The organism is Acetobacter pomorum (assembly GCF_002738225.1).
GTDB classification, from domain to species: domain Bacteria; phylum Pseudomonadota; class Alphaproteobacteria; order Acetobacterales; family Acetobacteraceae; genus Acetobacter; species Acetobacter pomorum.
The window spans coordinates 48634-62707 of record NZ_PEBQ01000063.1; the positions used below are offsets into that span (position 1 = coordinate 48634).

The 14074-nt window shown below is 46.8% G+C and carries 11 protein-coding genes; 5 read left to right on the forward strand and 6 right to left on the reverse strand.

The window, feature by feature from the left end; genetic code table 11:
• The first annotated feature begins 40 nt into the window (after nt 1-40).
• The 4 genes from CSR02_RS04370 (at nt 41) to CSR02_RS04385 (ending at nt 4194) form a co-directional block, all read left to right on the forward strand.
• Nucleotides 41-1642 (forward strand): flavin monoamine oxidase family protein, encoded by a 1602-nt coding sequence (locus CSR02_RS04370; protein WP_099540700.1) that lies wholly within the window; start codon nt 41-43, stop codon nt 1640-1642.
• Complete coding sequence (locus CSR02_RS04375; RefSeq protein WP_099540701.1) at nt 1642-2058, forward strand: c-type cytochrome; 417 nt, start codon at nt 1642-1644, stop codon at nt 2056-2058. Before CSR02_RS04370 ends, CSR02_RS04375 begins: the two co-directional genes overlap by 1 nt.
• Before the next feature lie 4 nt (nt 2059-2062).
• Entirely contained in the window at nt 2063-2569 is a 507-nt protein-coding gene (locus CSR02_RS04380) for a RidA family protein (protein ID WP_099540702.1), read from the forward strand.
• 173 nt (nt 2570-2742) lie between these two features.
• Nucleotides 2743-4194, forward strand: coding sequence for a cobyric acid synthase (locus CSR02_RS04385; RefSeq protein ID WP_099540719.1), 1452 nt, complete (start codon nt 2743-2745; stop codon nt 4192-4194).
• Between the two features lie 242 nt (nt 4195-4436).
• Here the strand turns inward: CSR02_RS04385 and CSR02_RS04395 are convergent, their stop codons facing one another.
• From CSR02_RS04395 to CSR02_RS04420, 6 genes are all read right to left on the reverse strand, one after another.
• The gene (locus CSR02_RS04395) at nt 4437-5387 is read right to left on the reverse strand and encodes an aliphatic sulfonate ABC transporter substrate-binding protein (protein WP_099540704.1); all 951 of its coding nucleotides are present in this window, start codon (nt 5385-5387) and stop codon (nt 4437-4439) included.
• Between the two features lie 51 nt (nt 5388-5438).
• A complete protein-coding gene (locus CSR02_RS04400) occupies nt 5439-6185 on the reverse strand; it encodes an ABC transporter ATP-binding protein (protein ID WP_099540705.1) in 747 nt (248 codons plus the stop codon).
• Nucleotides 6182-6958: an ABC transporter permease gene (locus tag CSR02_RS04405; RefSeq protein WP_095045849.1), complete on the reverse strand. Its 777-nt coding sequence runs from the start codon at nt 6956-6958 to the stop codon at nt 6182-6184. The genes CSR02_RS04400 and CSR02_RS04405 overlap by 4 nt, the downstream gene beginning before the upstream one ends.
• Nucleotides 6959-7009: 51 nt before the next feature.
• Complete coding sequence (locus tag CSR02_RS04410; RefSeq protein WP_099540706.1) at nt 7010-8284, reverse strand: lipase family protein; 1275 nt, start codon at nt 8282-8284, stop codon at nt 7010-7012.
• 16 nt (nt 8285-8300) lie between these two features.
• Nucleotides 8301-9236: a taurine dioxygenase gene (tauD, locus tag CSR02_RS04415; RefSeq protein WP_099540707.1), complete on the reverse strand. Its 936-nt coding sequence runs from the start codon at nt 9234-9236 to the stop codon at nt 8301-8303.
• 233 nt (nt 9237-9469) lie between these two features.
• Entirely contained in the window at nt 9470-12016 is a 2547-nt protein-coding gene (locus CSR02_RS04420; protein ID WP_099540708.1) for a TonB-dependent receptor, read from the reverse strand.
• Between the two features lie 286 nt (nt 12017-12302).
• Here CSR02_RS04420 and pgm point away from each other — a divergent pair, with 286 nt between their 5' ends.
• Nucleotides 12303-13970 (forward strand): phosphoglucomutase (alpha-D-glucose-1,6-bisphosphate-dependent), encoded by a 1668-nt coding sequence (gene pgm, locus CSR02_RS04425; RefSeq protein WP_099540709.1) that lies wholly within the window; start codon nt 12303-12305, stop codon nt 13968-13970.
• Nucleotides 13971-14074 lie beyond the last annotated feature (104 nt).

Consider the following 14074-nt stretch of genomic DNA (forward strand, 5'->3'; position numbering starts at 1 on the left):
CTTTTTGTACGGGACCATGAGTAAAAAATAGGGATACTCAATGGCAAGTTCATCACACGCCCGTTCACAAACACGACGGCAGCTTTTAAGTCGTATTGGCATGGTGGCAGGAAGTGCCGCACTTTATCAGGCCATGACCAGTATGGGCCATGCCATGGGAACAGATTTTTCCGGCCCACCCAAACTGTCCGGAGCGAAGAAGGGTACATCGGTTCTGGTTCTGGGGGCTGGTCTTGCAGGCATGCTTAGCGCCTATGAACTACGAAAAGCTGGATACATTGTAAAAATCATTGAGTTTCAATCACGTAGTGGTGGACGCAATATCAGCCTACGTGGGGGAGATACGGTTACGGAACTCGGGGGGGCAACACAAAAAGTTGGCTTTGCTCCTGGCAACTATATTAACCCAGGACCTTGGCGTATTCCCTATCATCATCAAGGGCTTTTACATTACTGCCGCGCATTTGGCGTACAACTCGAACCGTTTATTGAACTCAACCATAATAGCTGGCTCCACTCAACCGGATCCTTTGGTGGCAAAGCCATACGCTATCGGGAACTGGCAGCCGATTTTAATGGATTTACGGCAGAACTTCTGGCCAAAGCCGTCAATCAGCACAAACTGGATGATCTGGTTAGCCCCGATGAAGTGGCTCATCTTAAAGATGCCATGCGCGGCTGGGGCGCCCTTACGCCAGAACTGGCCTATATCAAAGGCAATATCAGCTCCCTCCGCCGTGGATTTGAAAAAGCACAGGGTGGTGGTTTGAATGGTGCACCAGTGCCATCTGAGCTGATGAATAGAAATGAAATTTGGAAATCTGGCCTATGGAACTGGATGGCGTTTCATGAACGGCTGGATATGCAAACAACTATGTTCCAGCCTGTTGGCGGAATGGACAATATCGGCAAGGCCTTTACAAAACAGATCCGGGATCTGCTGCAACTTAACTGCAAGGTAACAGCCATTCATCAAGATAATGCAGGTGTTACCGTAACGTATAATGACATGCAGCACGGTGGCGCTGTTCGGCAGGCCAAAGCCGATTATTGTGTGTGCACCATTCCTCTTTCCATTCTGTCTCAACTGGATGTGCAGGTCAGTGACGGTATGAAGGCCGCTATAGGCGCTGTGCCCTATGCCTCTTCGGTTAAACTTGGTCTGGAATTCAAGCGTCGTTTTTGGGAAGAAGATGATCAGATTTATGGCGGCATCAGCTTTACCGATCAACCCATCAGCCAGGTTTCCTACCCCAGCCACGGTATTTTTTCCAAAGGCCCAGCAGTGCTGTTAGGCGGATACATGTTTGGCCCTGCCGCGTATGATTTTGCTGGCATGACACCGCAGGAACGGCTGGAGGAAGGGATAAAGCAAGGCTTGGCTTTTCACCCGCAATATCGCAAGGAATTTCTGAACGGTGTCAGTTTTGCATGGAGCCGCGTGCCCTGGACATTGGGGTGCTGTTCCATGTGGAGCGAGGAAGCACGGAAAACCCATTACAAAACATTGTGCTCCATTGATCAGAGGATCGTGCTGGCCGGGGAACACGCATCTTACGTAGGATGCTGGCAGGAAGGGGCCATTCTTTCCGCGCTGGATGCTGTCACCCGTTTGCACCAACGAGCACTGGGAGCTGCCTGATGCGTAAATTCCTCCTTTTTGCAGCACTTATGGGTGTTCTTGTACCTGTTGGCTGGGCACATGCAGACAGTGCAAGCGCTATATCAGGAAAAATGGAAGACCTCCCATCGGGTGAAGCCATTTATCGGCATATCTGCCAGAGTTGCCATATGGCAGATGGACAGGGTGCAGTTGGCGCTGGCGCACAAATTCCCGCATTGGCCCATAATCCGCGTTTGCAGGTTGCCAGCTACCCCGCCACGGTTATCCTTAAAGGCTATGGTGCCATGCCGTGGTTTGCTGGTTTGTTAAATGACAAACAGATTGCAGATGTGGTGGATTATATTCGCACACATTTTGGCAATACTTACACAGATAAACTCAATCCATCAGAAGTGGCGCTCATGCGCCCGCATCTGACAGCCGAGGAGCAATAAGATTATGCATATTTCCAAAGTTTTTGGAGTTTCAGCGCTGCTTGCCACAATTGGATCATTTGGTCCGGCATATGCCCAAAATGATATTGTAAGGCATAATGAGGCCAAATTTCCCATTGCATCAGCAATTGAAGTGCCAGCCGGATATTCCACCATCTACCTAAGCGGTATGGGAGCACCCGTCATCAACCCGCAGGCACCTGCAAAAAGCCTGGAAGCCTATGGTGACATGGCTACACAGACTGAAGGCTCTCTGAAACGAATAGAAGAAACGCTTAAGGGTATGGGGCTAACCATGGGTGACATTGTGCAGATGCACATTTTTATGGTGGCAGATTCTCAAACCCAAAAACTGGATTTTGCCGGAATGATGAAAGGTTACACAAAATTTTTTGGCACCAAAACACAACCCAACCTGCCTGTTCGCTCCGCTTTTGCGGTTGCGCAGCTAGCTAACCCCGGCTGGTTGATTGAAATTGAGGTTGTCGCCGTACGGCCCGCACAACACTAAGATGTATCACCAGTTAAACCCTATAATTGCAAAGAGAAACTGATCTTCATATTTCCCCTTGAAATCAGGGAGAAAACATCACAGAACAAGCCGCAGTACATGCCCCGTGCTGCAAAACATTATGATGGCATGACACGATTGAAGTGCAAACCGAATGGAGTGCAGATCATTTCATGCCAGCAATTATGTTACAGGGCACGGGGTCTAATGTTGGTAAATCTATTCTGACAGCAGGCCTATGTAGAGTATTTGCCAATCGGGGGCTAAAGACAAATCCGTTCAAACCTCAAAACATGTCAAACAATGCCGCCGTAACAAAAGATGGAGGTGAAATTGGCAGGGCACAGGCGCTTCAGGCACAGGCCTGCCGTGTTGCGCCTTCAACCTTGATGAACCCTGTCCTTCTGAAACCTGAAAGTGATTGTCTGGCACAGGTTATTGTACGCGGGCAGGTTAAAGGCCATCTGCATGCAGCCAACTTCGTTAATGGCCGTGTAGCGTTTCTGCCTGATGTGCTTGCAGCCTTTGAAACATTGCGTGCCCAATCTGATATTGTCATTGTTGAAGGAGCAGGCAGCCCGGCAGAAATTAATTTGCGCCAAGGCGATATAGCCAATATGGGCTTTGCCCAAGCTGCCAATGTGCCTGTTATTATGATAGGCGACATTGATCGTGGCGGCGTTATAGCCGCACTTGCAGGCACTTATGCCGTGCTTGCTCCAGAAGATCGTGATCTTATTAAAGGTTTCATCATTAACCGTTTGCGAGGCAACGCCAGTATTTTCCAGTCTGGTTATGAATTCATAGAAACATTCACCGGCTGGAAAGGTTTGGGTATCCTGCCTTGGATTGATGATGTCCGTAAGCTCCCATCCGAAGATAGCATTCCCCATGATATAGAAAATACCTCATCATCCCTTGAAATCGCTGTACCTCTTATGCCGCGTATTGCCAATTTTGATGACCTTGATGCGCTGGAGAGCGAAACATGTCTGAAAATAACACGTGTCAGACCCGGTCAGCCTCTTCCTGCAACAGCACGTGTCGTGTTTCTCCCCGGTAGCAAGGCAACAATTGCCGATTTACAATTTTTCAGACAACAGGGATGGGATATTGATTTGGCTGCGCACATCAGACGAGGTGGATTTGTATTTGGTATTTGTGGCGGCTACCAGATGCTAGGCCACACCATAGAAGATCCAGATGGCGTGGAAGGGATTCCAACCACTGTACAAGGATTAGGCTTACTCCCGATCAACACCATTCTGAGGCATGACAAACAGGTCCATAATACTTCAGGAACAACGCTTGCCGATAATGCGCCCTTCACGGGCTATGAAATCCATTGCGGCGAAACAATTCCCGACCATTCCCCTTCCCTTCCTCTCATAAAACGCCAGGATGGAACGTTAGATGGTGCGATCAGTCCTGACGGGCGCATTGCAGGCTGTTACATACATCGTCTATTTGATGTGACCGCACAACGGGCAGCATGGCTAAAAAGATGGGGAACCCGTTCTGATGGAATGGATTACGCATTACGCGTAGATCAGGCGCTTGAAACATTAGCAGCAACCATGGAAAGTAGGCTGGATATTGAAAGCCTTCTAGCCATTGCAGGATAGCTCCGCTTTATTTCTATCTGCGTATTCTTTACTTACCCCCTCCAAACAATTGGGGCAAAGGCAACCTGCGTAATCATCTGTTGGAACAGGTAAACCACGGGGCTTTTCCATGCACCAACAGGCACCATCTGGCTGGCATGGAAATTCGGTGTCACATTTCTTGCATCTGGTCATGCTGAACCTTCTTTCATAACCCTGCTCAGATCAATAAAATTATTTGTTTTAACAACAATATATCGCTCTCAAATTTCAGGCGCTGCCTCCCGCACATTCGGAGCTGAGGGTAATAGACCTGCTGCTGCAAATGTATCCGCAATATATTGTTGGCTGGCTAAAACAGGGTTTGTTATGGGGTGATACCCATAATGTATTTTGGCAATGGAGCGCTCCACCACCTCCAACTCCAGCCCAGTACTCCGCGCCAGAATGGCAGCAACTTCTGCTTTATGAGCTTCCATCCAAATATCGCATTGCGCTATGGCATGTGTAATGGCATGCAAAAGCTCAGTATTGTTTTGATAAAATGCTTTTCCAGCAAGATAAAATTCTGTGCCTCCCTGAACATCATCTCCTGTCGCCAACACGCGTACTGGGCTGCTGACACCAGAAAGATATGGATCCCATATTGCCCATGCATCCACCTTTCCACCTTCAAATGCAGGGCGTGCAGCGGCAGGCAACAGGTAAGAAACTTTTACATCGTTAAGACTTAAACCATTGTTTTTAAGTGCCGCCAGCAAAAGCCAATGCGCATCTGAACCACGAGTAACCGCGATAGTTTTACCTTGTAAGTCTTTTACGGTGGTAATCGCACTGGACTGAGGCACAATAATTGCCTCACTTGCTCCTGCCGGTGTTTCATGCCCAACATATACCATAGATCCTGGAGAACTGGTCTGAGCAAAAATAGGCGGAAGATCCCCTGCACTTCCAAAATCCAATGCACCGGCAATAAGAGCCTGCAAAAGAGGAGGACCAGCAGGAAACAAAGCCCACTGTACAGAAATGCCTTTTGGTTCCAGTGATTTTTCTAAAATTTTCTGATCTTTTAATAACGCAAGTGTGCCGTATTTTTGGTAGCCAATACGCACACTCTGCTGTTGTGCGAATGCGCGGTTGCCGATTGCAGAAACAAGCGATATTCCCACCAATTGAGATAAAATACTTTTCCCAAACTTACGACGTGAAAGCATTTTTTTTTCCTTTTATTGATATTTAACAGGGGAATTGGTGATTTTTCTTGATTATTCTGGCGTTACACCCAAGGCAGATAATAAAATGCGCCGAAGATCTTCAAATACAGGATTGGCATGGCGCCGAGGCCGTTCCAATGGCACAGATATATCTGTATGAATACGACCGGCCTCTAACACAACAACACGGTCTGCCAGCATTAAGGCTTCATCCACGTCATGCGTCACCAATAACACAGCACTTTTATGTTTCTCCCATAAACGGGCAACCAGTTGCTGCATACGTATACGTGTTAGGGCATCTAAAGCGGCAAAAGGCTCATCCAACATAAGAAAACTTGGATTACGCACCAACGCCCGTGCGAGAGCAGCACGCTGTGCCTCCCCCCCGGAAAGAGTAAGCGGCCATGCGGCAACACGATGCGAAAGCCCTACCTCTTGCAGCACTTTATGGGCATCTACTTCACACACTGCATCTGGGCCCATACCCAACAAAACATTCTGCCAAACACGTTTCCAGGGAAGCAGGCGACTTTCCTGAAAAACAACGGCAACTTCTTTGGGGCGTGTTACTGTACCTTCTGTTACCGGGTCCAACCCCGCCAAGGTGCGCAGTAAAGTCGATTTACCTGAGCCACTCCGGCCAAGAAGTGCAATAAATTCTCCCGCGCCTATTTCCAAATCAAGATGATCCAGAATAACCGGCCCTTTTCCGTATCTTCGGCTTAAACCACACACCTGTACAACAGGCGCACTTTTTTTTGTGGAAAATGCTTGTGCAGGTGCCATGACATTCATGATATTTCTCTATTTCTATCGAGAGACCAGATCAGAAAAAATCTTTCTACATAACGAACAATCTGATCAGACATCAGGCCCAGAAAGCCATATACCGCAAGCCCTACAAGAATAACATCTGTTCTCAGAAAATCCTCTGCATCCATCATCATATGGCCAATGCCGCTTTCAGCGTTAACCTGCTCAGCCACCACCAACATTAACCATGAAATGCCTACAGCAAACCGTAACCCCACTATAAAATCTGGCAGCGCACTTGGCAGAATAATGTCACGCACAAGCCTAGAATGCGAAAGGCCAAGCGTTTTACCCATTTCTAACAAGCGCACATCTACCCCCCGAATACCCTTGTGCAAATTAAGATAAATTGGAAAAGCAGATCCAAATGCTACCAGAAGAATCTTGGGGGTTTCTCCAATACCAAACCAGAGGATAAATAAAGGCACGAGCGCAAGAGCTGGCAATGTACGAAAAATCTGCATAGGGCCATCAACAACCTCCTCTCCCATACGGGACAGGCCAGAGATCAAAGCAAGAACAACACCTATAATAACAGCCAAAGAAAGACCGCTGGCCGCCCGCACCAAGGAAACCAAAAGGTTTTTAGGTAAAGTTCCATCTCTTACAAGCGTTTCCGCCGTATGCACCACAGCAAAAGGTGAAGCCAGAACATGGGGAGAAATAAGACCGGCTGAACATACACCCTGCCATATCACCACTAAAAGTATGAGAGAAAAATAACGCGAAGAATATTCCATTATTTTTCTTATCATTTCATATATCCTCTTTTTATTTCATATATTTTACGAATTTTTTCTTTTTACTTAAGTCGGGAGTGAGGTACATGAGGATACAATTTTTTCACCTTTCAGAAGGTGATTGGCAAACTTTAGGGCATCTAGGTTAGAGATCAGCCATGTTTCAATATGCCCTGTATGCGGATAAATATGATCTTCCACCACAGTGCCTGCTGCACAGCTATCGCGCACCAAAGTTTGCTGTGTGGCTGGGTTCACATCTTTGTCCTTTAAACCCGTGCCTACAAATAACGGAGCAGATAATTGAAGATGTGGGTAGATGTAATATGGCATCATCACAGCAAGCACACGCTGTATTGCGCCAGGTAACAGTGTATTGGCATCGGTCAGGCCAGCGGCAGAAACCTTGGCCATCAGATCATCTATACAGATATGTGCGGTTTGTGCATAAACTGGTAATGCACGTACAGTAAAAAGACTTTCTGGTTTTAAGCTTGCATCAAATTGTTGTGCTACACGCGCCACATAAAACATATAAGCAATACTTGGGTTCACAGTATCAGCACGAAGTGTTGGGGTATTTAACACCATGTGTGGTGAAAAATACGGAAGCCCCGTTGCAATAATCCCTTTTACGTGCAGTTCCGGCGCATATGTTACAGCTTCTGCCCCAGCGGCAAATGCTGCACCACCCCCTTGAGATTGACCATCAATAATTATCTTGTTGTCGATCTGATAATTTTTCCCAATAACAGCGCGCGCTATATCCAGCGTATTATAGGCTTCTGTTGTATGCACAAGATAGGCATGCAACCCCGGAGTGCCCAATCCTGCGTAATCGCTGGATGCTACGGCAAAGCCACTTTGCAACCATTTAGCAATATAAGCCGGAAAATTTGTGCTCTTTATACGCCATGAAAGTGCACAATGGTCTGCCAAGCCTACAGTGCCATGAGCCCAAAGCAAAAGCGGCCATCCCTGTTTGGGTGGTTTTCCTTTAGGGAGCCAGACTTGACCGGAAACAGCAACTTTATGATGAGTAATGCTATCCGTAGAAATATAAAGAATACGGTAATGGCTTTTTGCATTAGGAAAACGGTTAGCTTCCGCCACTGGCTCTGTACGCAAAATAGTTCCTGGAACAGCATCTAAAGGGCCTTGCCAAACATAAAAGCTGGAAACACCCCCATCCCCTACATCCAAGCCTTGCTGAGGCAACGCAATTTCTGCAGAAAATGCGCATGATACGGTTATTACATTTGCATAAAATATTGTTATTACCGCAGCATGCCGTGCAAAATATTTCTGCTTGTATGTGAATTTCTTTATATACCAGGACACAGCACCATTACCTTATTTATGAATGTTTTTGCTGTTGTGTGATAGCCGGGCCAAATGGGCGATCGCCCAAAATCGTTGCGCGATGCATGATACGATGATGTGGACGATAATCATTCACCGCATAATGCTGCGTGGCGCGATTATCCCAAAAAGCAACATCCCCTTCCTGCCATGTCCAACGCACACTAAACTCTGGCTTACTGACGTGTTGAAATAAAAAACGCAGTAAAGCGGCACTTTCTTCTGCTTCTAGGCCGCATATTTCTGTGGTGAAGCCTTCATTTACAAAAATGGCCCGCTTATTTGTTTCGGGGTGAACACGGATAACAGGATGTTCTACCGGAGGCAGTTGCTCACGCGCACGCAACCATTTCTGTTTCTCTGTTTCAGTACGTCCAAAGCGAGAAAGAGGAAAGGAATGTGTAAAGTCATGCAAGGCGGTAAGATGTTCCAACCGCTGCTTCATTCCCTCTGAAAGAGCATCATATGCAGCTGTTGCACTCGCCCATAAAGTATCTCCACCGGAAGATGGAAGATGACGTGCTGCCAATACGGCACCCAAAGGCGGCGTTTGGCTAAACGTTACATCTGTATGCCAAAGAGCGTTGTCCTTAAGGTCATTTTGCTCTGTATCCAAAACTATAATTTCCGGCACATCCGCAACGGTAGGGTAAATGGGATGCAAATGTAACGGGCCAAAATGTTGGGCAAAAGCACGTTGCTCATGAGGTGTTATGGTCTGGTTTCTGAAAAACAGAACCTGATGCTTTAACAGCAGTTCTCGCAGTTTTATTTCCACTTCAGACGTAAGTGGATAGGCAAGATTTACTCCAGATACAATAGCGCCAATGGCTGGTGAAAGCCGTGTTACGTCCACCTGTTCAACCTCATTCCCCAGCAGAACAGGTGAAGGAATGTGACTGATATTAAGATGATGAGAAGAGAGTGACATGGGAACCTCCTGCGCGGTGTATATTTCACCACTAAGATTCGTTGTTGCATTCAAGGTTATGCACTTTAATAAACCAAGTCAAACTGTATTATTTTGTAATCACGATTATTTTTTATGTTTTCTTTTAAATTAAACTATATAAATTAGTGTAATTTATGCACGTATCTCTTTTCCATATTCTGGTCCTTGGAAAGAGTACGGGCTTACATATGGCAAACCCGCACTTTTAAGCATTACATTCTGTAAGTGAATTCCCCACCGAACATGGCAGGATCTCCGAGCTGTCCATAAAATACAGCTCCAGCAGATAAAGACGTCATGGTTATAAAATACCGCTTATCTAGCATATTATGTCCCCAGAAACTCAAATCCCATTTGCCAGATTCTGGACGAATGCCGATATGCGCATCCAATATGCCGTATGGTTTAATACGTGTGTATCGAGATTCAGAAGGTTCTGCGTAATATTGTGACCGATATCTATAATCTGCCCCAACATAAAACAGTAATTTGCTCCAAAACGGGTTTTTTGTGCCACCGATGTTTTTAATTGGTACAGTATATTCCAAACCGGTTGACAGGTTCCATTTTGAATTTAACGGCACCTGGTTGCCTGTCAGGCTATATAGTCCACCAATATTGGAGGATTCCAAAGGATGCGTTGCATTATTAAAGGACGCATAAAAAGCATCTGTATAGGCGGCAGAAATCCTTCCTTCCAGGCCGGGTATAATCACACCGCGCGCATCCAACTCAAACCCGCGGGATATAACGTGCTTGGCATTTGTTAGATAAGAAATGGTTGTGCCACCAGATGTGTAGTAAGAAGCACTTGTGATGTAATTATGCACATTGTTCCAAAACGCTGTTGCATTTACAAAAAGACGCTTGTGTAGAAATGTATTTTTCAACCCAAATTCAAACATATCATTTATTTCTGGTTTAACGTCTGGGTTTGCACCTTCTGTAATATCCAAATTTACCAAATTAATGCCGCCATTACGCACACCACGACTATACGTGGCATAAAGCATATGGTTTTCATTTACACGGTAAACGATACTTAAACTACCGCTTGGCTCATGTTCGCGATGCGTGGCATGATAGGAAACTGGCGCCCCAAAAACATCAGCCGCCATAGCCGGAATGGCAGAATTAACAATCTGGGAGGAATATCCGCCCGATTTACTCACAAAGGAATATCTAAAGCCACCTTCCACTTCCAGTTGAGATGTAATTTTGTATTTTCCACGCACATAGCCTGCAACTTCATTTGTAACAGGGTTATCATGGGCAAGTTGGCTTGCTCCATTTAATGCTGCGTTATAAATGTCCGGACTATATCCATAACCAAGATATTTTGCCCCCTGCGCTGTAATTGTATTGTGGATGTAATCTGGCACTTCTTCATACATATAAAATACACCACCCGTTACTTGGTAACGGCGATTTTCTGGAGAAGAAATACGCAGTTCCTCCGTGGCATTCTGCTCATACACTTGGTTATTATCCGCAGACCAAAGCTGCAAACCCGGCGTATTACCCGCACCATCAGAAAGAGCATTATGGGGATACCAAAACCATGTACGCCACGAAGCAATATTTTCCAGCTTCCACTGGTTAGGAAGTTGGTACCCAACATTAAGAGAAACACCATATGTTTCCTGATCTACTGCCTGGCTGCCACTTGCAGGACCACTTACCAGCATATCGCGCACACCATGTTTGGGCACGGGCTCTGCACCAGCATATGCGGCACGCTCCCAATAGTTTCCAGAAATTGCCTCTCCGTTGGAATAATTGCTTAAGGCAGTTGTCATGGGGGTAATGCAGCAGCTTTCCCGCAGATGGGTGTAATCACCAATCAAACGAATAGTAAGCCCTTCTGTAGGTTTAGCCAAAAGCTGCGCTTTTGCCCCCAGACTATGATAGTCTTGGTAATATTTATTAGTTGTAACGTTTTTAACATATCCATCACGGTTCATGGAAAACCCTGAAAGGCTATAGGCAACCTTATCACTATCCCCTACTGCGCCAGTGGCCCTTACACGAACATTCGCTGTATTGTAGCTGCCATAATCACCTGTTACGGTGTATTGCCTTTTAAATGATGGTGCTAATGTTGTTATGTTTATTGTTCCGCTATCATTATCTATACCACCACGGGTAGCCTGAGGCCCTTTCAGCACCTCTATTCCAGTCAGATCACCAATATCTCCTAACACGGCACCGGGGCGTGTCTGATACACACCATCAATATACACCGCAGTGCCATTCTCCAGCCCATCCTGAGCTGTAGAACTGAAATTTCCCAACCCACGAATATTTATGGCCGTATTACGGGGATTGGACACCTGCAGTGAAACAGAAGGCAAAAGACTTGTTGCCTGCGGCAAATTGGTAATCTGGTGTGTTTGTAAGTCTTTTTCTGTAACTGTTGTCACAGATACAGGATCATTCTGCCGTTTCAGAATTTGCCGTCGGCTTGTACTCACAGTTCCATGAACGCTTACGGCTTCTGAGCGCACAGAGTCCACCGCACTCACAGTTGAGGGTTTGTGGCTGTGTGTTGCTTTTGGTCGTTTAGCAGCATGAGGTGCATTGAGTTTGCCACCTGCAACATTCTGGGTTTCTGCATTTGTGCGTGCCGATGCAGTTTTTTCCAACCAGCTTGAAGCCAAAATCAACAAGGCGGAACAAAACAGAAACCGGCGTGAAAGAAGATCAAGAGACGATCTATCTACCGCAGATATAAACGCCTGAGTTCTGAATGCACTCATAAATGGCTCCAAAATAACTATTTTGTTTAGTTGTTAATTTAAACCACAATATAACATTCATGTTGTGGTTTTTGAGTCAACACGATTCTTATTGATATTTTTACAAACCACTAAATATAATGTTTAATTATGCGTGCACCAGCCGTTGAAGTTTGAAGTTTTGTCTATTCCCCAACAGGAAGCTCTCTTTGCATGGAAATGGTTTGCGGGTGGACGCTGCCGATATCGGGCTGTAAGAAAATTTGTAGAATATGTGTTTTTTCATATCGTATTTCGGGAGTAGCCAATGCCCAGCATAAGCCCATTTGCCGGAAAGCCGGTTGATTCAGACCATCTTGTCAATATCGATGCCCTGCTTGATGCCTATTATACCCGCAAGCCTGATCCTGCCATTGCAACGCAGCGTGTGGCGTTTGGCACGTCTGGGCATCGTGGCTCTTCTCTAAGCACCAGCTTTAATGAAAACCACATTCTCTCAATCAGTCAGGCAATTGCTGATTACCGCAAAGGCGCGGGCATTACCGGGCCGCTGTTCATCGGCATTGATACCCACGCACTCTCACGCCCTGCCCTAAAATCTGCACTGGAAGTATTTGCAGCCAATGGTGTGGAGGTTCGTATTGATGCGCAGGATGGTTATACTCCCACGCCAGTCATCTCACATGCGATCCTGACCTATAACCGCGACCGCAGCAGCAATCTGGCCGATGGTGTGGTGATTACGCCATCTCATAACCCGCCGGAAGATGGTGGCTACAAGTACAATCCTCCTCATGGCGGCCCGGCAGATACCGATATCACCAAAGTGATAGAAAGTGCGGCCAACACCTATATGGCCAAAAACATGGAAGGCGTGAAGCGCGTCAGCCTTGAAGACGCGCTGAAAGCCCCCACGACCAAGCGCCATGATTACATTACCCCATATGTGGATGATCTGGCCGCAGTAATAGACATGGATATTATCCGTGACTCTGGCATATCCATTGGCATCGACCCACTAGGTGGGGCCGCGGTGGATTATTGGCAGCCGATCATCGACAAATACGGTATCAATGCCACAATTGTCAGCAAGGAAGTGGACCCGACTTTCCGCTTCATGACTGCTGACTGGGATGGAAAAATCCGCATGGATTGTTCATCCCCCTATGCCATGGCGCGTCTGGTTGGAATGAAGGACAAATTCGACATTGCCTTTGCCAATGATACCGATGCCGACCGCCACGGTATTGTATCGGGCAAATACGGGCTTATGAACCCCAACCACTATCTGGCTGCCGCGATTGAATACCTGTTCAATAACCGCGAAAACTGGAATGCCAACGCAGGTGTAGGCAAGACAGTGGTCAGCAGCAGCATGATTGACCGTGTAGCCAAGGAAATTGGCCGCAAACTGGTGGAAGTGCCCGTTGGGTTCAAGTGGTTTGTGGATGGCCTGTACCACGGCACATTGGGCTTTGGTGGAGAAGAAAGCGCAGGCGCATCCTTCCTCCGCCGTGCTGGCACAGTATGGAGCACGGACAAGGACGGCATCATTCTTGGCCTACTGGCCGCCGAGATTACGGCTCGTACCAAACGTACCCCCGGCGCTGCATATGAGGACATGACCAAACGCCTGGGCACTCCGTATTATGCGCGTATTGATGCCCCGGCCACCCCGGAACAAAAAACCATTCTGAAAAATCTGTCACCTGAACAAATCGGCATGACCGAACTGGCAGGTGAGCCAATTCTCAGCACCCTGACGAACGCCCCTGGTAATGGAGCAGCCATTGGTGGGCTGAAAGTTTCGGCCAAAGATGGCTGGTTTGCTGCCCGTCCATCGGGTACGGAAAATGTCTATAAAATCTACGCAGAAAGCTTCAAGAGCGAAGCACATCTGAAAGCCATACAAACCGAAGCACAGGATGCAATTTCCGCCCTGTTCGCCAAGGCTGCTGAGAAAAAAGCTGGCTAACTTTTGGATAACAACCCATGCCCCATTATTGAGGCATGGGTTGTTACCGTCTACCCATTATGTGTGATTATGCAGCGCCTTAACGAGTGGCGGAGTAAGGCACC

Coding starts and splice junctions, on each gene's coding strand:
- CSR02_RS04400 (WP_099540705.1), bottom strand. CDS start 6,185: ATGAATGTCATGGCACCTGCACAAGCATTTTCCACAAAAAAAAGTGCG.
- CSR02_RS04375 (WP_099540701.1), top strand. CDS start 1,642: ATGCGTAAATTCCTCCTTTTTGCAGCACTTATGGGTGTTCTTGTACCT.
- CSR02_RS04380 (WP_099540702.1), top strand. CDS start 2,063: ATGCATATTTCCAAAGTTTTTGGAGTTTCAGCGCTGCTTGCCACAATT.
- pgm (WP_099540709.1), top strand. CDS start 12,303: ATGCCCAGCATAAGCCCATTTGCCGGAAAGCCGGTTGATTCAGACCAT.
- tauD (WP_099540707.1), bottom strand. CDS start 9,236: ATGTCACTCTCTTCTCATCATCTTAATATCAGTCACATTCCTTCACCT.
- CSR02_RS04405 (WP_095045849.1), bottom strand. CDS start 6,958: ATGATAAGAAAAATAATGGAATATTCTTCGCGTTATTTTTCTCTCATA.
- CSR02_RS04370 (WP_099540700.1), top strand. CDS start 41: ATGGCAAGTTCATCACACGCCCGTTCACAAACACGACGGCAGCTTTTA.
- CSR02_RS04395 (WP_099540704.1), bottom strand. CDS start 5,387: ATGCTTTCACGTCGTAAGTTTGGGAAAAGTATTTTATCTCAATTGGTG.
- CSR02_RS04385 (WP_099540719.1), top strand. CDS start 2,743: ATGCCAGCAATTATGTTACAGGGCACGGGGTCTAATGTTGGTAAATCT.
- CSR02_RS04420 (WP_099540708.1), bottom strand. CDS start 12,016: ATGAGTGCATTCAGAACTCAGGCGTTTATATCTGCGGTAGATAGATCG.